Annotated in this window: 16 protein-coding genes; 7 read left to right on the top strand and 9 right to left on the bottom strand. The window is 44.1% G+C overall.

Features of this window, described 5'->3' with window-relative positions; translation table 11 throughout:
- The first annotated feature begins 313 nt into the window (after positions 1-313).
- Entirely contained in the window at positions 314-1,393 is a 1,080-nt protein-coding gene (locus tag ACQY1Y_RS20880; RefSeq protein ID WP_430013494.1) for a PIN/TRAM domain-containing protein, read from the top strand.
- A gap of 118 nt (positions 1,394-1,511) precedes the next feature.
- On the opposite strand, the gene ACQY1Y_RS20875 is transcribed toward ACQY1Y_RS20880, so the two are convergent.
- Positions 1,512-1,790 (bottom strand): hypothetical protein, encoded by a 279-nt coding sequence (locus ACQY1Y_RS20875; protein ID WP_002736942.1) that lies wholly within the window; start codon positions 1,788-1,790, stop codon positions 1,512-1,514.
- A gap of 241 nt (positions 1,791-2,031) precedes the next feature.
- Between ACQY1Y_RS20875 and trmFO the strand changes: the two genes are divergently transcribed.
- Positions 2,032-3,369, top strand: a complete 1,338-nt coding sequence (gene trmFO, locus ACQY1Y_RS20870; RefSeq protein ID WP_287233145.1) for an FADH(2)-oxidizing methylenetetrahydrofolate--tRNA-(uracil(54)-C(5))-methyltransferase TrmFO — start codon at positions 2,032-2,034, stop codon at positions 3,367-3,369.
- Positions 3,370-3,430: 61 nt separating this feature from the next.
- Positions 3,431-3,928 (top strand): 2TM domain-containing protein, encoded by a 498-nt coding sequence (locus ACQY1Y_RS20865; protein WP_016514515.1) that lies wholly within the window; start codon positions 3,431-3,433, stop codon positions 3,926-3,928.
- Between the two features lie 295 nt (positions 3,929-4,223).
- Here ACQY1Y_RS20865 and mutS read toward each other — a convergent pair whose 3' ends face one another.
- The gene (gene mutS / locus ACQY1Y_RS20860) at positions 4,224-6,872 is read right to left on the bottom strand and encodes a DNA mismatch repair protein MutS (protein ID WP_430014704.1); all 2,649 of its coding nucleotides are present in this window, start codon (positions 6,870-6,872) and stop codon (positions 4,224-4,226) included.
- A 186-nt stretch (positions 6,873-7,058) separates the two neighbouring features.
- Positions 7,059-7,805, bottom strand: coding sequence for a metallophosphoesterase family protein (locus ACQY1Y_RS20855; protein ID WP_430013493.1), 747 nt, complete (start codon positions 7,803-7,805; stop codon positions 7,059-7,061).
- 182 nt (positions 7,806-7,987) lie between these two features.
- Between ACQY1Y_RS20855 and hemF the strand changes: the two genes are divergently transcribed.
- The 3 genes from hemF (at position 7,988) to ACQY1Y_RS20840 (ending at position 12,810) form a co-directional block, all read left to right on the top strand.
- Entirely contained in the window at positions 7,988-9,010 is a 1,023-nt protein-coding gene (gene hemF, locus ACQY1Y_RS20850) for an oxygen-dependent coproporphyrinogen oxidase (RefSeq protein ID WP_002738246.1), read from the top strand.
- 270 nt (positions 9,011-9,280) lie between these two features.
- On the top strand, positions 9,281-10,255 hold the full coding sequence (gene tilS / locus ACQY1Y_RS20845; RefSeq protein ID WP_430013492.1) for a tRNA lysidine(34) synthetase TilS: 975 nt from the start codon (positions 9,281-9,283) through the stop codon (positions 10,253-10,255).
- A gap of 254 nt (positions 10,256-10,509) precedes the next feature.
- Positions 10,510-12,810, top strand: a complete 2,301-nt coding sequence (locus tag ACQY1Y_RS20840; protein WP_430013491.1) for an ATP-dependent helicase — start codon at positions 10,510-10,512, stop codon at positions 12,808-12,810.
- Here ACQY1Y_RS20840 and ACQY1Y_RS20835 read toward each other — a convergent pair.
- From ACQY1Y_RS20835 to ACQY1Y_RS20820, 4 genes are all read right to left on the bottom strand, one after another.
- Positions 12,775-13,014 (bottom strand): DUF6737 family protein, encoded by a 240-nt coding sequence (locus tag ACQY1Y_RS20835; RefSeq protein ID WP_002736158.1) that lies wholly within the window; start codon positions 13,012-13,014, stop codon positions 12,775-12,777. The two genes, ACQY1Y_RS20840 and ACQY1Y_RS20835, sit on opposite strands and share 36 nt — an antisense overlap.
- Before the next feature lie 100 nt (positions 13,015-13,114).
- Positions 13,115-13,996 (bottom strand): 4-hydroxybenzoate solanesyltransferase, encoded by an 882-nt coding sequence (locus ACQY1Y_RS20830; protein ID WP_430013490.1) that lies wholly within the window; start codon positions 13,994-13,996, stop codon positions 13,115-13,117.
- A 203-nt stretch (positions 13,997-14,199) separates the two neighbouring features.
- Positions 14,200-14,697: a DUF427 domain-containing protein gene (locus ACQY1Y_RS20825; protein WP_004163102.1), complete on the bottom strand. Its 498-nt coding sequence runs from the start codon at positions 14,695-14,697 to the stop codon at positions 14,200-14,202.
- Positions 14,698-14,961: 264 nt separating this feature from the next.
- Positions 14,962-15,477: a DUF1499 domain-containing protein gene (locus tag ACQY1Y_RS20820; protein WP_002778574.1), complete on the bottom strand. Its 516-nt coding sequence runs from the start codon at positions 15,475-15,477 to the stop codon at positions 14,962-14,964.
- Positions 15,478-15,547: 70 nt separating this feature from the next.
- Between ACQY1Y_RS20820 and ACQY1Y_RS20815 the strand changes: the two genes are divergently transcribed.
- Positions 15,548-15,751, top strand: a complete 204-nt coding sequence (locus ACQY1Y_RS20815; protein WP_002737727.1) for a hypothetical protein — start codon at positions 15,548-15,550, stop codon at positions 15,749-15,751.
- A 73-nt stretch (positions 15,752-15,824) separates the two neighbouring features.
- On the opposite strand, the gene ACQY1Y_RS20810 is transcribed toward ACQY1Y_RS20815, so the two are convergent.
- Both ACQY1Y_RS20810 and ACQY1Y_RS20805 read right to left on the bottom strand, forming a co-directional pair.
- Positions 15,825-16,289: an SRPBCC family protein gene (locus tag ACQY1Y_RS20810; protein WP_002736419.1), complete on the bottom strand. Its 465-nt coding sequence runs from the start codon at positions 16,287-16,289 to the stop codon at positions 15,825-15,827.
- Positions 16,290-16,523: 234 nt separating this feature from the next.
- Positions 16,524-18,836 carry a transglutaminase TgpA family protein gene (locus ACQY1Y_RS20805; RefSeq protein ID WP_430013489.1) on the bottom strand — a complete coding sequence of 771 codons (2,313 nt, stop codon included), beginning with the start codon at positions 18,834-18,836 and terminating at the stop codon, positions 16,524-16,526.
- Positions 18,837-18,914 lie beyond the last annotated feature (78 nt).

The raw sequence follows: 18,914 nt of genomic DNA, 5'->3' as shown, positions 1-18,914 counted from the left end.
ACTCATACAGCCTTTCTCGTCAAGGTGAGGTACAAACTAAGCCTTGCTAATCAAGTATTTTAGATGCAAGAACGAACCTCATCTATCTGAGAAACGCTGTAACTCGTATCTGATAAGTGATAACTGATTCAAGGCTGACGGCTATAATTTCGTTTATCTTCGTTAAGATGTATTATGGCTGGGGAGAACATCTCCTAGAATGAAAGCAACTTTCCCGACACAAATTAGGAGAGGCCCACGGATATAATGTAAAAGTATCCATACTCATTATTTTCTACCGTCATTCCCCTCTATCCCCTCTGGTATTATCCCCATGCTTGATGCCGTCATAATTTTACTATTCGTCTTCGCTGTTGCCAGTATTGGTTATAGTGGTGTTGACTTGCTGCCGGTTACTGTCCAGTCTCAAATCAGCAATATTGAAGCTTTACGCTGGTTATCGGCGGGTTTTGCCTCAATTATTGGTTTAGCTATTGGTTTAGTTGCCCAAACTACCTATCGTCGTCTAGAAACCCAAGTACGGCAAACTCCGATCGAAGTTATTTTAACCCGTTCCGTCGGTCTAGTTATCGGTTTGTTGATTGCTAATCTGATCCTAGCTCCGATTTTCTTCCTACCGATTCCCAGAGAATTCTCGTTTATTAAGCCGATAATCGCCATTTTAGGCAGTGTTATGTTTTCCTATCTGGGGGTTAGTTTAGCAGATACCCACGGTCGCACTTTTTTGCGTCTGATTAACCCCAATAGTATGGAATCAATTTTAGTGGCAGAAGGGACCCTACAAGCGGCCGCCACCAAAGTTGTGGACACCAGTTGTATTATCGATGGTCGTATCGAACAATTGTTAGACACGGGATTTATCGAGGGACAGATACTCATCCCCCAATTTATCCTTCAGGAATTGCAACAGTTAGCGGATGGCAGTAACGACCAAAAACGAGTTAGAGGAAGACGCGGATTAGATATCCTAAACCGGATGCAGCAAGAATTCCCCGAGCGTATTATCATTCATCCCGCCGATTATGAGGATATTAGCACCGTAGATGCTAAATTAGTCCATCTTGCCCAAGAAATTAACGCCACCTTGCTCACTAACGATTATAATCTCAGCAAAGTGGCCAATCTACAAAAAGTCACCATCTTGAATGTCAATGATCTCGCCCAAGCAGTACGTCCGATCTACCTGCCTGGGGATACTTTGGATCTGAAAATTCTCAAAGCAGGAAAAGAACCCACCCAAGGCATCGGTTATCTGGAAGATGGCACGATGGTGGTGGTAGAAGAAGGAAAAGATTATCTAGGGGGAGAATTGCGGGTAGTGGTGACATCTGCACTGCAAACCTCTGCCGGACGGATGATTTTTGCTAAACCCCAAAATTCCCTGATTGCCTAAAGGTAATAAAACCCAAAAAAGCCTCAAATACAGAGCCAGAGGGGATTGTATTTGAGGAATTTCATTTTCTAAGGGAAGTTAAGTCACCAATCGAACTATCTAGTCAATTGATACCTAATTAAGCTGGTTTATTGATTACAGCCATGGACTGACGAGCAAAACCGAAATAACTATCCCAGAATTGTTTCTGACTATCGAGGGCAACTTTGGTGGCGGTTTCTTGGGCGGTTAGGTAGGATTTAACCCATTCTTGTTGATATTCGAGGGATTTAACCAAAGTTTCTGGAAACTCAAACACTGGTGTAGTCGTGGGAAGACCATTACCCCAAGCGGACAGAAGCATTTTCTGCCATTCGGCTAGGTATTTTTGGTATTCCTCAAGATAATTGGTGTTCATAGAAGTCAAACCGCTAACTAGCCCATCTGGAAGGAGATGGTGAGAAAGTGGGGCGGTGTTGCCACCTTCTCGAAAGCAAAACCGGTGCCGAGATAAAATATAATATTCTATCCCTTCTTTAATTATAACCTGAGTTTGCGATCAGCCAAAATTTTCATGCGATCGCACTAGGCTGGCTCTATTTTTTGGTGACTCGGAACTAACGCTAAAATAATCCTACTCTAGCCATTTTCTCCCAACTATGATCGATCGCCCTATTCATGTAATTGGTGGAGGATTAGCGGGGACTGAGGCGGCGTGGCAGATAGCCCAAGCAGGTATTCCCGTGATCCTGTACGAAATGCGCCCAATTCGCTCTAGTCCCGCCCACCATAGCCAATTTTTAGCCGAATTAGTCTGTAGTAACTCCTTTGGTGCCATGGCGGTGGATCGCGCCACCGGGTTACTCCATGAAGAATTACGACGCTTAAATTCTCTAGTTATTGCCCAGGCCGATCAGCATAGTGTCCCAGCAGGAGGGGCTTTAGCGGTCGATCGAGGGGTCTTTAGTCGAAATTTGACGGAAATCTTGGCTAACCACCCTCTAGTCACCTTAAAACGTCAGGAGATCACGGAAATTCCCCGGGATGGTATCGTCGTTTTAACCACTGGACCGTTAACCAGTGCTGCTTTAGCCGCAGATCTGCAAAATTTTGCCGGTCTGGACTATCTGAGTTTTTTTGATGCCGCTAGTCCGATTATTCTAGGGGAATCGATCGATCGATCGATCGCTTTTCTGGCCTCCCGTTACGATAAAGGTGAGGCCGCCTATCTCAATTGTCCCATGGATCGGGAACAATACCTGCATTTCTGGCAAGAGTTAAAACAAGCAGAACAAGCGGAATTAAAGGATTTTGAGCGAGAAAATGCCAAATTTTTCGAGGCTTGTCTGCCAATCGAAGAATTAGCCTGTCGGGGAGAGGATACCATGCGTTTTGGTCCCCTGAAACCGGTGGGATTAGCGGATCCCAGATATCCGGATCAACGTCCCTACGCAGTTATACAGTTGCGAATGGAAGATAAAGCGGGGCAATTGTGGAATATGGTGGGATTTCAAACTAATTTAAAATGGGGTGAACAAACACGAGTTTTCCGTCTGATTCCGGGGTTAGAAAAGGCCGAATTTGTCCGTATGGGGGTGATGCACAAAAACACCTTTATTAATTCTCCCCAGTTATTATCCTCCAGTCTCCAGTTTAAATCGCGACCGACGCTATTAGCGGCAGGACAGTTAATCGGCACGGAAGGCTATACGGCTGCGGCTGCTGGGGGATGGTTAGCGGGAACTAATGCCGCTCGTTTAGCTTTAGGATTAGAAACGGTGACATTGCCAACCACAACGATGATGGGGTCATTATTTGAGTTTATCAGCAGTGCCGAACCGAAACATTTTCAACCGATGCCGCCAAATTTTGGCATTTTGCCGAATTTTACCAGAAAAATCCGCAATAAACGGGAACGTTACGGTCAATATGCCGATCGCTCTTTGCAGGATTTAGAAGCATGGATAAATCAGTTAAAAACTCCCTGTCTCGTCTAACTGTCAATCCCTAAATCGATCGCCCATAATAGAGAAGGAACCTATTTCTTTCTCTATCGCTATGCCAAACCCCGATTTTTTCCCTCCCCAATCCTACAGTCAAGAGGATGTGCAGGAAATTCTCTATTTGGCTATCTCCCGTCAAGGGGATAAGGGAGAAATTACCCGTCAACAGTTGTTAGAAATTGCCGACGATTTAGCTATTGAAGTTAAAGACTTAGAAGCGGCGGAAAAGGACTGGCAAGAGTCAAAAATGCTCAGTTATAAACGGCAAGAATTCGATCGCTTTCGTCGCGAGGAGCTAAAAAATAAAACCGTTCGCTATCTGATTATTAATAGTTTTTTTATTATCATTAATTTAATTAGTTCGGGAACAATTTCTTGGGCAATTTATATCTTTTTGCTGATGGGTTTACCTCTTTCCCTTTCTGCTTGGAAAACTTTTCAAAATCAAGGAATTGCCTACGAAGAGGCATTTAAACGCTGGAAAATTAAGGAGGAAATGAAAGAGTCTTTTACCAATCTTTGGACACAAGTTAAAAAGTTTTTACAGTTTTAATAGTGTTGCCAAATTAAGCCTTTTTTGTTTTTGTGAACCACAGAGACACAAAGGACACAAAGTTGGGCTTTTCACAACTACTTAGGGTCTGCTGAAAAAGTACGGGCGAAGCATTCGGATAGAAAATCTACGGTTTCACCGATAGGTTATTGCCCGAATGCTTCGCCCCTACAGGACGCGGGCCGATAAAGACGCAAGGTTTTGAACGACGATTCTCTCAAAATCTTGCACCTGTTTCGGGAGAAAAGCTCCAAAACCCTTACTTTGCCTACATTTCACATTTATTCAGCAAACCCTACTTACTGTCATCAAAAATATCTAACTGCTGCAGAGAGGGGGAATTATCCGACTTAACCGGTTTAATTTTCTTAATTCCTTGACGCAAACCGATCGCAATTTTACTATGTTTTTCGATTTGACCCATCACCTGCATGGCACGATCGATCACAGAAGTTGGTAAACCGGCTAATCTCCCCGCTTCGATACCATAGGATTTATCCGCACCTCCCGGTCGTACTTGGTGCAAAAATACTATCTCATGGGGTAATTCTTTGACTGTTACCTGATAATTGGCCACATTCTCTAAAATTGAGGCTAATTCGTTCAGTTCGTGGTAGTGAGTGGCGAAAATCGTCCGCGATTGCAGTACCGTGGCTAAATACTCGGCCACAGACCAAGCTATGGATAAACCGTCAAAAGTGGCTGTCCCCCGGCCAATTTCGTCTAATAATACTAATGATCTGTCTGTGGCGTGATTGAGAATATTGGCGGTTTCGTTCATTTCCACCATAAAGGTGGATTGGCCAGTAGCGAGGTCATCCACAGCCCCCACCCGGGTGAAAATGCGATCGCAGATGGAGATTTTGGCCGACTTTGCCGGGACAAAACTGCCGGTTTGGGCCAACAATTGAATTAATCCCACCTGTCGCAGATAACAACTTTTGCCACTAGCATTGGGACCGGTGAGAATAATCAAGTCGGGGTATTCTAAACCCTCCTGATTGCCCAAATTAATCGAATTCGGCACAAAAAAGCCGGCCCCAAGGGATTGTTCCACCACGGGATGACGACCATCTTTAATATCGATAAGACGACCATCGGCGATTTCTGGGCGACAATATCCCTGATAAACGGCGATTTCTGCCAATGCTGCCAACACATCTAAAGCGGCGACTTTTGTGGCCACTTCCCGGATTTCTGGGGAAAATTCGGCCACTTGACGGCGTAAATCGCTAAAAATCTCGTATTCTAGGTTATTTAATTCATCTACTGCCGTCAGAATTATATTTTCTTTCTCCTTTAACTCGGTGGTGATATAACGTTCCTCATTGACTAAAGTTTGCTTACGCACATACTCTTTTGGGGCGAAATCGGCTTTACTGCGGGGTAAACTGATATAATAACCGAAAGTTTTGTTATAATTAACCTTAAGGTTACTGATACCCGTTCTTTCTTTTTCTGTCGTCTCCAGATTCTTAAACCAATCGATTACTTCCTGATAGTCGCGCCGCAGGGCATCCAATTGGGCATCAATTCCCTGGCGAATCACCCCCCCTTCCTTCAGATGCAGCGGGGGAGATTCCACCAGATGCGCTATCACCTGCTGGCCTAATTTTTCTAAATCGGCGGGAATTTGCTGTAAAGCTTTCAAATAGGGCGAATTTCCCGAAGCAACCAAAGCCGCTAAATCGGCTAATTTGACTAAAGATGCCGCTAGGGAAAGTAAATCGCGGGCATTAGCGGTTCCTGCACCTACACGACCGCTTAAACGTTCTATATCGTAGATTTCCCCTAATTTTTGCCGAATATCTTGGCGCAGGGAGGGATTATCCTTTAACTCTTGGATAGTATCTTGACGGGCGCGAATACCGCGAGAATCTAAGAGGGGTTGCAGTAACCAACGACGTAAAGCGCGACTACCCATGGCCGTGCAAGTGCGATCAATCGCCCATAATAGAGAACCATAGAAGCTACCATCGCGCACCGTTTGGGTAATTTCAAGGTTACGACGGGTTTGCCCATCTAAAATCAAAAATTCCGAGATAGAGTAGGTTTTTAAAGGTTGTAGGGGGACTTGATTGGCTTTTTGGGTATCTTCAATGTATTCTAATAGGCCTCCGGCTGCGCGAATGGCGAGGGGTAAATGTTCGCAGCCCATCCCCTCTAGGGAACGCATTTTATAGGTGATTAGGAGACGATTTTTCGCCTCTGTGAGAGTAAAGATATTTTGGGGACGGAGAGAATAACAAAAACTATCGGGTAAACAGGGGGGGAGATGGTCGGATTTTTCCCCGGGGCGCAAAATACGGTTTAAATCGGGGGCATTGATGGGAAAAAGGATTTCTGAGGGCTGTAAACGGGTTAATTCTAGGCTTAAAGCCGTTAAATCGCTGGCTTGGGTGGTGTAGAATTCTCCGGTGGAGATGTCTGCATAGGCTAATCCCCAATTTTCTCCGGTTATAACCACAGCAGCTAGAAAATTATTCTTTTTTGCGTTTAACATTCCCTCATCGGTGAGGGTTCCGGGGGTGAGCAGTTTGGTGATAGCGCGTTCTACGAGTCGTTTTTCGGCGGCTGCTTCCGTTGAATCCTCTACTTGGTCACAAATCGCCACTGCATAGCCTTTTTCCACCAATAAACGACTATAGCGCTCTAGGGCGTGGTGGGGAACCCCGGTCATGGCGACTCTCCCAATCCCTTTACCCCCTTCCTTGCTGGTGAGAACTAATTCTAATTCTCTGGAGATAATCACCGCGTCCTGAAAGAAACACTCGAAAAAATCGCCCACACGATACAGTAAAAGGGCATTGGGATAGGTTTCTTTTACCTCCACATAATGCTGGTACATGGGGGTGAGTTTATCGCGATCGAGTCCGCGATAATCACGATGGGGATCTTTATTGGTAGCCGGTGGTTCTAGGGGAAAATCCGAGGGGAGAGTCATGGGTGAAGGAAAGCTGGACAATTCTTTATTCAATTTACCGCTCTTGAGAACCTACGATCAAAGAATCCCAATAGCCTAAGCTGCTGGTTCGCGTTATTCAATCCAGGGATTAATATCTGAGCTATCTGGGGGGATTTGACATTATTCCCCGTCCGAGAATTATATTTTTGTTAATAACAGTTATTTTTAAGGGGTGGGCTGCACTCTTTTAGTATAGACTTCGGCGGGATTAATTGAGGTGGTTATATCTTCTAAATCGAATTTTCGCAGGGTTTTATCTTTGGTATTGACCTGATAAACCAAACGATTAGTGATATCTAATCCGGTTAACCAATTACTGTGGGGATGATAGGCTCCCGTGTCGATATCTAACCAACCGGCACCGGCGACTAATTGCCCCGGACTTACCTCCGGAAAAGTAAAGGTAATCGTGTGGCCAGTGATAATTAATTTATCACTAAAAAAAGGTTCCGGCATACTGTGGAATTCATCGCGGATCCAACAAAAATGAGTAGCATCTTGTTCTTCTAGGGGTAAATGGGGATAAACACCGGCATGAACCAGCCAAATATCGCCTAAATCGAGGTAAAGAGGCAAGGTTTTCAGCCAATCAATGTGATCTTGCGGTATTTTGTGGTTATAGCTAAAAAGAGTATTATTACCGCCATTATAAAGCCAACCTGGCAACATTTCCCCCATCATTCCTTGGCTGCCCAACACTTCTAGCAGCATCTGTTCATGATTGTCCAATAGACAACCATAGCGGTGTTGACAAACAAATTCGACTACTTCGGCGCTATTAAGACCACGATCAATTAAATCGCCCAAGAAATAAACCGTTTCCTTTTCTTGAGGCGCGATTGCTTCCATTAGCTGCAAAAGAGCATCGTATTGACCGTGAACGTCACCGATGATGATTCGACGGGAGGACATGGTGGTAGAAGTTGGGTATCTGTGTTATTGTCCCCGGAGCGGGACTAACTCTAATATGCGCTCCGGCGCTCCCCACTTCCCCACCGCCAATCCCTCTAAATGTTAAGTTAAGTATCGAAGAGCGTCCGTTTCATCACCCAGTAGTAATATAATCACTGAGTTATCAACTTTGATCCTTAAGTATGACTGCATTCACCACAACCCCCACCCTTGCTAATTTGCCCGCCAGTGACAGCCGTAGCCGTGTCAGTGAATTTATGAAATCCCTACAGGATGAAATTTGTCAGGGATTAGAAGAAGTGGATGGACAAGCAAAATTTATCGAAGATAGTTGGCAACGGCCTGAAGGTGGCGGCGGACGTTCGCGAGTTTTGCGGGAAGGGGCAATTTTTGAACAAGCAGGGGTGAATTTTTCGGAAGTTTGGGGGAAAGAATTACCTCCTAGCATTGCCAAACAACGGCCCGAGGCTGCCGGTCATCAATTTTACGCCACGGGAACCTCGATGGTTTTGCATCCTCGCAATCCTTATATTCCTACGGTTCACCTCAATTATCGCTATTTTGAAGCCGGTCCAGTTTGGTGGTTTGGCGGTGGTGCCGATTTAACTCCCTACTATGGCTTTGAAGAAGATGCTAGTCATTTTCACCGCACTTTTAAACAGGTTTGCGACCAACATCATCCCGAATATTATCCCGTTTTTAAACGCTGGTGTGATGAATATTTTTATCTCAATCATCGTCAGGAAGCCAGAGGCATCGGTGGGATTTTCTTTGATTACCAAGACGGTTTAGACCCTCTCTATCGCGGTCCTTTTGCCGAAAGTGATGCCGCTATCTATTCAGAAAAATTATCTCCCCAACAACCGCGCAACTGGGAAGAAATTTTTAGTTTCATTAATGACTGTGGCCGAGCTTTTCTACCCGCTTACGTTCCCATTGTCCAGAAACGGCACTCGACGGAATACGGTGACAGAGAACGTCAGTTTCAACTCTATCGTCGCGGTCGTTATGTAGAATTTAATTTAGTTTATGATCGTGGCACAATTTTTGGGTTGCAAACTAACGGTCGTACCGAATCAATTTTGATGTCTTTACCTCCTTTAGTCCGTTGGGAATACTGTTATCAACCTGCACCCAATACCCCAGAAGCAAAACTCTATGATGTCTTCCTAAAACCACAAGATTGGGTTAATTGGCAAGGTTAAATCAGTTATCAGTTATCAGTTATCAGTTATCAGTTATCAGTTATCAGTTATCAGTTATCAGTTATCAGTTATCAGTTATCAGTTATCAGTTATCAGTTATCAGTTATCAGTTATCAGTTATCAGTTATCAGTTATCAGTTATCAGTTATCAGTTATCAGTTTACCGTTCACTGAAAATACTTCCCAATTCATAATTCATAATTCATAATTCCCTCTCCCTTCTCTTTTTCTGGTTATCTGTCATTTGTCAAGTAAATAAATCTAAAAATTTTGGCTAATTTTTGGACACCTCTCCATACTCGTCTGGAAACCACAGTCAAAAAGGGACAATTACTACCTAAAAATGCGTCTCTATTAGTGGCATTGTCGGCGGGTCAGGATTCCCTCTGTTTAGGTCAATTATTGCTGGATTTGCGCCCTCGTTGGGGTTGGCAACTAGCGATCGCTCATTGTGATCACCGTTGGTCCTCCGACCGAGGATTAGTCACTCATGTGCGGGAAATCGCCGAAATTTGGCAATTACCTGTTTATATTACCACCGCACCCCCCATGGCGGAAACGGAAGCCAAGGCCCGACAATGGCGTTATCAAGCTTTACAAACAATCGCCCAAGAACAGGGTTTTAATTATCTTCTCACGGCACACACGAGGAGCGATCGAGCGGAAACTTTCCTTTATAATCTCATGCGCGGGGCGGGTAGTGATGGACTTTCTGCCTTAACTTGGTTGACAAGTTTAACCCCAGATATTTTTTTAGTCCGTCCCCTCTTAAATGTTACTCGCGGGGAAACTTTCGCTTTTTGTCAAAGTCGAGAATTACCGATCTGGTACGATCGAGCTAATGAAAATTTACGCTATGCTCGCAATCGTATCCGTCTGGAATTATTACCCTACCTGCAAACTAATTTAAACCCCCAAATTGAAAAACATCTCGCCCAAACTGCCGAAATTTTGGAAGCAGAAAGCGATTATTTAGATAGTATTGCCCGGGATATTTTTCGTCAGGTTATCGATCTAGATCAACAAAGACTCGATCGCTCGCCTTTACAAATTCTACCTCTAGCGATACAAAGACGAGTGATTCGTTTATTTTTGGCTCAATATTTACCCTCATCCCCTAATTTTGCCGAAGTTGAGTCAGTGGTTAATCTTATTACTGGTGTTAATCGCGATGCCACTTCCTCCTTAACCGGCAAAATTCGGGTAGAAGTACAACAAAATTGGCTACATATCAGTTATCAGTGATCAGTTATCAGTTATCAGTTATCAGTGATCAGATTACAGGGTTCTCTTATTCTTTGTGTGATCAGTTTAACTTACTATATAAGCGATCAATCTTTGTGTCCTCTGTGTCTGGAGTGGTTCCTTCCACTCCCGCGCCAGCAGGACTGTATCTTAGAATACATTTTACCCACCAAACCTAAGAGAGCCATTACAGTTTTAAGTGGACCGTGTTAATAGTAATACAATTAAACTAAAAATAAAATTGGCGGGGCATAATGAGCGAAACTAAAGTAATTAATCGAGAAAATTTACTGGTAAATCTCCGGCAACAACTACGCGCCGGACAACAGGAATTAGCCGATTGGCAAGGGGGAAAAATGGCCATTTCTGCGGTGCCGGGGGCGGGAAAATCCCACAGTTTGGCCGTAGCTGCCGCCATGGTTATTGCTCGTGAGCAACTTCATGCTAAAAAACAGTTAATTATTGTCACCTACACGCGCTCGGCTGCCGCTAGTATTAAAGCTAAAATTAAACAACGCTTGCAAGATTTACAGCTTTCTGCTCAAGGTTTCAGCGTCCAAACTCTGCACGGACTGGCCCTACAATTGGCCCGTCGTTACCCGGAATTATCGGGATTAGACCTCGAATCTTCTACCTTAGTTATTCCGACTCCTAGCCACAGAATTATTAGAAACTCGGTGGAAAAATGGCTAATTGCCGACCCAATTCGTTATCAAAAGTTATTAGAAGGAGTAGAATTTGATGGGGAGGAAACCGAAAGATTACGCCGTCAATCGGTGCTGAGAACCGAAATTTTACCTAGTCTTGCTTATGCGGCCATTCATGAGCTAAAAAGTTCGGGATTATCACCGCAGCAAGTCTGGGAATTAAGCCACTATAGCGACGATAATTATCAAATTCTCGCTATGGCTAGTGGTTTGTACCAACAGTATGAAATTCTGATGCGTCAGAAAAACTATATAGATTATGATGACATGATTTTAGGAGCCTTGCGGGTATTAGAGGAAGAAAAAATTCGCCGACAAGAGCAAAAATCTGTCTTTGGAGTTTTTGAAGATGAGGCACAGGATTCTAGTCCTCTCCAAGAAAAACTAATTACTATTTTAGCAAAAAATAATGACGGGGAAATACCTAATTTAATTCGCGTCGGCGATCCCAATCAAGCCATTAATTCTACCTTTACCCCCGCCGATCCTGTTTACTTTAATTGGTTTTGTGAAAGTTGTCAAAGCGAAGGCAATTTATCGACTATGAACCAAGCAGGTCGCAGCAATACTAAAATTATTGAAGCTGCTAATTTAGTTTTACAATGGGTCGATCGAGATTGGAAACAGGGAAAAGATAATCATAAAGTTACCGAGGCTCCTTTTCGGGTTCAAGCGATTCTTCCCGTCGGTGCTGAAGATCCTCAACCTAATCCAGTCAAGGAGGGAAAAGGATTAGAAATTTATCAACCCGATGACATTTATCAAACAGTAGAATTAATCGAAAAACGTCTAGTTAAATTACTCCAAGAAAACCCTCAACATAATGCCGCTATCCTCGTTAGAGAAAATCGACAAGGACACTTTTTTGCTCAAAAATTCGCCCATTTTTATAAAAGTTATCAAATCAGAATTTTTGAAGCTAACGAGATCGATCGCTTTTCCCAAATTCCCGCCGAAATGCTGAAACTATTGGCTTTTGTCGAACGTCCCCACTCTCCCGATTATCTCAAAGCGGCCTTAGAAGTGCTACAATTGAGGGGTTTAATTACTGCCCAAGACTTAAATCCTTTAGTTACCTATCCCGAACAATTTCTTTATCCCACTCCCCTCGATCCTGAACTGAAATCTAACGAAAAAATCGCCCGTCGTTATTGCTGCAGTTTACTAAAAGCTAGATTAGAATTACCCCATTATCAACTCCTGTCTTTTTTCGCTATGACTCTCCAATATTCGGGGTCAGAATTAGCCACTTTGCAAAAATTAACCGCCCGTATTTATCAGGAAACTGCTGGTAATAGTTCTCTCAAAAATACAATTAATACTCTTAATGAAATTATCGCCTCTGAGCGCTTTGAAGGAGTGGAAGAAGATAACGACGATTGTTATACTCGTCCTGGACAACTGACGATTATTACTATGCACAAAGCCAAGGGTTTAGACTGGGATTATGTTTTTATTCCCTTTCTTCACGAAGATATTATCCCAGGCAAACCTTGGGTACCCAATGGGGCAAAATTTTTGGGAGATTTTACCCTCGCAGAAGTGGCACGAGCGCAAATTCGAGCAGCGGTTCATCAACGCTATTTAAACCCCGACAGCATACCAATTATTCCCCCACCTTTAAGCGCTTGGTTAGAAGCTGGACAACTTAAAAAAGCTGAAGAATACCGACTTTTGTATGTAGCGATGACGCGAGCAAAAAGACTTTTATGGATGTCGAGTGAAAAAAAAGCTCCCTTCCGTTGGAACACTTTTCGCGGAGATGAAAGTAGTCAATTACAGGATAAAAATCCCTGTCCTGTCTTTCCTGTTTTAATCAATGCTTTCCCCGATTCTTTCTGTGTTTAACTGTTGCTGCAGCGTCCTCGGATAAAGAATTAGGAAGACAAACCACCAGAGGAGTATAGGAATAGATAGGAGTAGGGTTAACCAGAGACGCTGAGTTAAAAACCAACACCCAGCAATTAGGGTAATTCCTGTCAACAGAATGGACCAAGGTTGACACCAACGGGGTTTGTGATTCCAAACGTTATCGGATTTCGAGTTAGACATTAGTTAAGGGGCGGTAATTTACTAACTTGATTTTATAGTGATCGAGCTTAAAAAACGCTTGGGAAGACCGAAAGAGTCAAAAATTACTCGATTTACTTATTTAAAAATAACTCCCCGCAATCATAGCCGCTAATAAAATAAAACCGACCCAAACATTTTGACCGAACATTTGACCATAAACTGGTTTGGGTAAATCCGATTGACGTAACAACCAGTATTGACGCAACCAAGCGATCGCCGCTAGACCCAACCCTAGCCAAAAAGAGGCTGATAACTGCATTTTTTGCCCCTCCCAAGCCAATAAACCTACTGTTATGGCAAAAAAGACCCCCACGGCTTCCGGGGCGTATTTGCCGAAAAATATGGCACTAGAGTTAATACCAACCTTGAGATCATCCTCTCGATCGGACAGAGCATAAATTGTATCAAATGCCAATGTCCAAAAAATCACCGCTCCCCATAATATAAATGTATTACTATCTAACGACCCGGTGACGGCACTCCAACAGATTAAAACCGCAAAACCCCAAGCGAGAGAAAGAACCAATTGGGGTACAGGAAAAAAACGCTTGGCGAGAGGATAGCAGATAATCAGGGGAACGGCGGCCACACATAGGCAAAAACTCAGGAAATTGAGATATAAAGCTAAAATTGCGGCACAAAAGAAAGCAATTAGAGCGATAATCAAACCAACCTTGATCGATAAAGCTCTGGCCGCTAAAGGACGGTTACGAGTGCGATCGACCTGTGGATCTATATCCCGATCCCAAAGATCGTTAACCACACAGCCGGCGGCGCTAGTGGCCAAAGTTCCCAAAACGATCACCCCGATCAAGGGTAGCGGTGGCACCCCGTCTGCCGCCAAAAATACCGCCCATAAAGCGGGAATCATCAAAATTAACCTACCGGCGGGTTTATCCCAGCGCAAGAGGCGAATAATCGTCATCCAAGTGGGTTCTAGATCGGGTTGGGATATAGTCATAATTTCTCGTAAAAAGTAGAAACTAGGAGTTAAGGGGATGTGGGGTGTAGGGTGTGGGGTGTGGGGTGTGGGGTTTTGGGGAGAAAATTAATTAATTTTGGCCAGTAGCTGCCTTTTGCCTTTTGCCTTTTGCCTTTTGCCTTTTGCCTTTTGCCTTTTGCCCCTTCTGACAAGTAGCATAATGCCCAAAGGACTTAACGTGATTACCAGCCCCAACTATTGGGAACGCCTTTAAATGGACCAACCACATCGGAGGTTATCCATCCCCCGTAAAAGTTGCCCGGTTGCGGTTGTACTAATTCCCCGTCGGCATAACAAGCGGTCATTTTGGCGGGATAAAAAGCCAGATAATTCTTAATTGCCTGAAACTCTGGTGTCGGGTCCGGATAATACCAAGCGGCGTTAATTGCCTGTTGATCCCCAACGGTGATATTGTAATATCCAGCTAGACCTTTCCACTCACAAAAAGACTTTTCTGCTGTGGCTTGCAGGTATTCCATTTTAATATCTTGGGGCGGTAGATAATAAACTGGAGGATGACTGGTTTCTAGAACTCGATAACTGCTTTTAGTATCGGCAATTATCACCCCATTAAAGATGATTTTTAGGTGTTTAGGCGATAATTCTAGGCGCGGGGGACGAGGATAATCCCAGACGGATTCCTGTCCTGCTTTTGCTGGTATCGGTTGGGGACGAAACATAATTTTTCTTATATTATTCTCCGAGTCAGTATTCTCTGAGTCATTTCACCGTTTACTGATTACTGATTACTGATTGGATGCATCTCCTATTGGTGACTTTCTCTGACATATAGGTGAGCAGCAGAAGTCATTTAAAGAGGGCGAATGCAATTCGCCCCTACAATAATAATATTATCGCACCAATGGTAGGGGCGCATCGCGTGCGCCCAAATGTAGTATAGATATTTCTACAAAATTGAGATGCACCCGATTACTTTTCACTGTTTACTGTTTACTGATCACTGAAAAGAGTTTTCTCAGGGTTTCCACTCGTTCTCGATTGACATTTAAATCCGATTCTCCTAACCGGGAGGCCGAGCGAACATCGATCGCATTTTTGCTAGGATTAAGAGAAAATTCTAGATCATCGACAAATCCCATCCATTGACTGCTAAATTCGGCGTAGAGATAGTTACTATCTTGGTTAATAATTTTAGTTCTCGGTTGGGAGGCGATAATTTTAGCTAATTGCTCGATCGCTTTTTCACCGCTACCCTGATAACTAAGGGGTTCGATCGCATGAGCCTGATCCTGACTCTGACTACTAACACAATTAGGAGTGACTGGACAAGGGGCCAGTTTACCCTCCCTGACTCCCAAATAATCGGGACGAGTACCGGCGAATAAACTGACGCTATCGGGAGCGATTAACCTAATTCCTAGCCAGATGAGCAGTATTCCTAGAAAAATAAACGGGGTTAGCCGGAAAGATTTTTTCACCGTGTTGGGAGTTTCAGTCATGCTAGTCTTACAGAATCACTTCAATTAACTTAACATTGATAGGTGTGACAATATCAGGAGATAGAATAAGATGTTTCTCGATGAATTACAACCCGTTGTTAAAGAACTGATTCAACAACCGATCGCTTTTTTCGGTGGTTTTGCCTCTGGATTACTGCGCTTGAAACTTTCGGACGATCCCCTCAAAAAATGGTTAGAACAGCAGGGATTAGTCAGTTTTAACGACAATAATCAGGATAACGGCAACAGTCCCCAGTCGATCTCGATCGATTAGGGATCGGGGGTTAGCTGTTGGGGGTGAGGGTATTCTCCCATCCCCAAAACCCCCCGCTTACCACCCCATCAGCTTAACTTGTTGCTGAAAGTAGATAAATTTCCTCAGCTACTCGTTTTAATCTTCTTAATTGCGCTTCCATATCCTTTTTAGTCCATTTGGCGGCGAATTGCTGGAATCCCCACCCCACAACCGGATTAGGAATCGCAAACTCAAAACGATTGATTAAACAAGTGCCGTCATCATTGGGTTGACATTCCCAGCGATCGCATCCGCGAAAAAATCCTTCAAATTGCCAGACAATTAACCCCGGTTCCCTCTCAATCACCGTACTTTTTAGCGTTGGCTGAATTAGGGGAATTTGAATCAAAAAACGACTTCTACCACCGATATCGGTCTTCCAATCGCCGATAGGTTCACAAACTAACACCGGATTCAACCAACGACGCATTAACTCTAAATCCGTGATACAACGCTCCACCGTCGTGGCACTAGCTTTAATCTGAATTGATTGTTCAAATACTTGACAAGATGACATTGATCTGCTTATAAATTACTGGCTGAGAATTATCGGTAGTCGGACAAAAATAAAGTTAACTGTGCAGACAAGGCAACAGTAAGGGTTTCGGCCTTGGTTACATTTCTTAACATAGTCTTGTTTATAGCCTTTCTCATCAAGATGAAGTGTAACCTAATTTGCTATGGACGACCGGCGATCGACTCCCCAAAACGAAAACTTCCTACCTCACCATTAAGATAACTGCTCTCAAGCTCACTTTTTCACTAGCTTGACAAATTCTCGAAAACGTTGGCGTAATCTCTCGATATTAGCCGATTTACCGCCATAACGCCAATCAACGTAGGCGCGAGCAATCTCCTCGATAATATTCGCCACTGGCGGCGGTTGGACGCGGCGGGCGGCGGTGGCGTATTCTAAAGGGGTTTGAGCGGGATGTTTGCCATAACCGGCTTCTGTTAAGATTCCTAACATTTGCTGGTATAAACGCTCGATTGGTGGTAGTTTTGCTAACTTGCGACTCCTACGCCAACGATGGAACTGTCGCCATCCTAACCAACCAGCGTAAGCGAAGACGACCCCGACTAAACCACCGAGAATTCCCCCGAAAAGACTGCCAGAAATAAAGCGCCATAACCAGGCCAATAACTTACCGATAGTAACGATAACATTTTCCCAAATCAGACCGAGAAAACCCGTGACTGGGGAAGGCAACCATCCGGCTACCCATTGCCAAAATTGCTTGAGGACGCTAAAAGGTTCCGCTTCCTCAAAGGATGGGGGAATTAATTCGTGGCCTGGGATAGGATCGAAAGTGTACCAACCGTAACCCGGGAAAAACACCTCTGTGATGGCGTAAGCGTCCGTATTTTGGACAACATAAAAGCCAGTGAAAGGATTAAACTGGCCAGGGGCAAAACCGGTGGCTAATCGGGCAGGAATACCGATCGAGCGTAACATAATCGTTAACACGGTGGAAAAATGATCGGCGTAACCCCCCTGAAAACGAAACAAAAAGGCCGAGACTAAATCCTCATTTTCGGCTAAAAAGGGCAAATCGGTTTTTAATTCGTAGTTTTGCTTCAATGCTTGGGCCAAATATAGGGCCTTCTCGTAGGGAGAGGTTAAGGGTTTGGGAGATTTGGCCAGCAATTCCTCGGTTTTTCGGCGGACTTTCGGGGCAATTTCGGCAGGAATTTGTAAATAATACTTGAGAATAGACTTAGGGTAGGTTTCTGAGGCCGATCGCAATTGGCTGCGATTGCGTTCCGGCACTTGTGAGATTACAGTATAAGTTAGCCGTTCTGCTAATCTTCCCGGCGACCTTAAGCTATTTTCTCGGTCCAGAGATACCTGTCGAGTGGGAAAAAAGAGAACCTGGGGCGAAGTAAGAGCAGGGATAATATTCGGTAAACTGGAGACAATGCTGTAGGTTTGGACTACCTGATGGGTTTTGGCTTGGGTTGCGGGTAGCGGCACAAAAAAGCGATAGGACCAACTACTGCGATTTAAATCCTCTAATTCTTGATCTCGCGAGATTTGCCACCCTTGACCAGTATAGCGATCAAAGGCCATGGCGCGCCAGAATCCGGGGGCTTGAGAATGTACCCGCATGACTGTCTGGGGAGTCATACTTCCCCGCAAATTTTGGTTAATTTGGCTGTTAAAACCGTAATAAAAGGTAGTATCTAGCTGTCCTGACCCTGTAGTGGGACTATTACCGCCATTTACGCCACCCTTCCCCGTTTCACCCTCGCGCACATAGCCGGGGTTAACGATTTGTCTGTCTCCCTGTTCAAAACCCTGATTTTCCATACCTTCGGGACTATTGACGGGAAAAGATTGAATTTGATAACCCGGAAAACGCGGCATCAGAGCAAAAATTGTCAATCCCAAGAGGAGAATTGTCAGAAAGAAAATCCCGAAACGTTTGGGAGAAAGGGGGGAATTTTGCGGGGAAACTAATTTTTTTGTGGCTAGACGCGGGGGTTTCCTTGGGAAGAAAGGGAGACTCTGATTGAGATTATCTAAACCTAAACGAGAACGATAGTCTAAAACTAGGGTAGGTAGGGATAAAAACAGAAATAGGATTAACCAAGGCGCAAAAGCGAGGGTTTGGGAGATTGTCCCGGCGACTCCCAAGAGAATTAAACCGATTACCATAGAATACCCTAAATCTTTGCGTCGGGGCAGGTCAAAACTATGGAGAATTTGCAGTTGAATTAGTAATTGTGTTAGAGCAATACGACTATCCTGCATCGCAACGATATCACCCAAGAATAGCGCCAAAACTACCAACATTCCGATCGCTATACAAAATTTTGCCCCGATATTGCGCTTTTTCCTGCGTCGCCAACTCCAGATTCCGCCGATAATACTGAGAGGAACAGCCCAAATACTGGTATAACTATCGGTAGCCACATCCGTGGCGATAATACCGACGATTACTAAAGCTTGCACCAGAATTCTTAAAATAATCGATTCCTCGGTTTCTGGTAGGGGAAAAGATTCTATCTTTTGCCAGAGGGTTTTTAAGGAAGGTCTTGGACGAGCAGCGCTGCTAACCATAGGCTAAATTGGGAGAAGGATCAAAAAGTTAATTTTATGTTTCCCAGTTCTAATCTCGATCGCTCCATGGGGTAAAGT

It is taken from the genome of Microcystis ichthyoblabe FBCC-A1114, from assembly GCF_050500245.1.
GTDB classification, from domain to species: Bacteria; Cyanobacteriota; Cyanobacteriia; order Cyanobacteriales; family Microcystaceae; genus Microcystis; species Microcystis ichthyoblabe_A.
The sequence above is the reverse complement of the archived record's forward strand: the minus strand, read 5'-3'. Positions and strand labels throughout refer to the sequence as shown.

Excerpts from the sequence above, each read along its gene's own strand:
- ACQY1Y_RS20880 (WP_430013494.1), top strand. The coding sequence starts at position 314 with ATGCTTGATGCCGTCATAATTTTACTATTCGTCTTCGCTGTTGCCAGT.
- ACQY1Y_RS20875 (WP_002736942.1), bottom strand. The coding sequence starts at position 1,790 with ATGAACACCAATTATCTTGAGGAATACCAAAAATACCTAGCCGAATGG.
- trmFO (WP_287233145.1), top strand. The coding sequence starts at position 2,032 with ATGATCGATCGCCCTATTCATGTAATTGGTGGAGGATTAGCGGGGACT.
- ACQY1Y_RS20865 (WP_016514515.1), top strand. The coding sequence starts at position 3,431 with ATGCCAAACCCCGATTTTTTCCCTCCCCAATCCTACAGTCAAGAGGAT.
- mutS (WP_430014704.1), bottom strand. The coding sequence starts at position 6,872 with ATGACTCTCCCCTCGGATTTTCCCCTAGAACCACCGGCTACCAATAAA.
- ACQY1Y_RS20855 (WP_430013493.1), bottom strand. The coding sequence starts at position 7,805 with ATGTCCTCCCGTCGAATCATCATCGGTGACGTTCACGGTCAATACGAT.
- hemF (WP_002738246.1), top strand. The coding sequence starts at position 7,988 with ATGACTGCATTCACCACAACCCCCACCCTTGCTAATTTGCCCGCCAGT.
- ACQY1Y_RS20840 (WP_430013491.1), top strand. The coding sequence starts at position 10,510 with ATGAGCGAAACTAAAGTAATTAATCGAGAAAATTTACTGGTAAATCTC.
- ACQY1Y_RS20835 (WP_002736158.1), bottom strand. The coding sequence starts at position 13,014 with ATGTCTAACTCGAAATCCGATAACGTTTGGAATCACAAACCCCGTTGG.
- ACQY1Y_RS20830 (WP_430013490.1), bottom strand. The coding sequence starts at position 13,996 with ATGACTATATCCCAACCCGATCTAGAACCCACTTGGATGACGATTATT.
- ACQY1Y_RS20825 (WP_004163102.1), bottom strand. The coding sequence starts at position 14,697 with ATGTTTCGTCCCCAACCGATACCAGCAAAAGCAGGACAGGAATCCGTC.
- ACQY1Y_RS20820 (WP_002778574.1), bottom strand. The coding sequence starts at position 15,477 with ATGACTGAAACTCCCAACACGGTGAAAAAATCTTTCCGGCTAACCCCG.
- ACQY1Y_RS20815 (WP_002737727.1), top strand. The coding sequence starts at position 15,548 with ATGTTTCTCGATGAATTACAACCCGTTGTTAAAGAACTGATTCAACAA.
- ACQY1Y_RS20810 (WP_002736419.1), bottom strand. The coding sequence starts at position 16,289 with ATGTCATCTTGTCAAGTATTTGAACAATCAATTCAGATTAAAGCTAGT.
- ACQY1Y_RS20805 (WP_430013489.1), bottom strand. The coding sequence starts at position 18,836 with ATGGTTAGCAGCGCTGCTCGTCCAAGACCTTCCTTAAAAACCCTCTGG.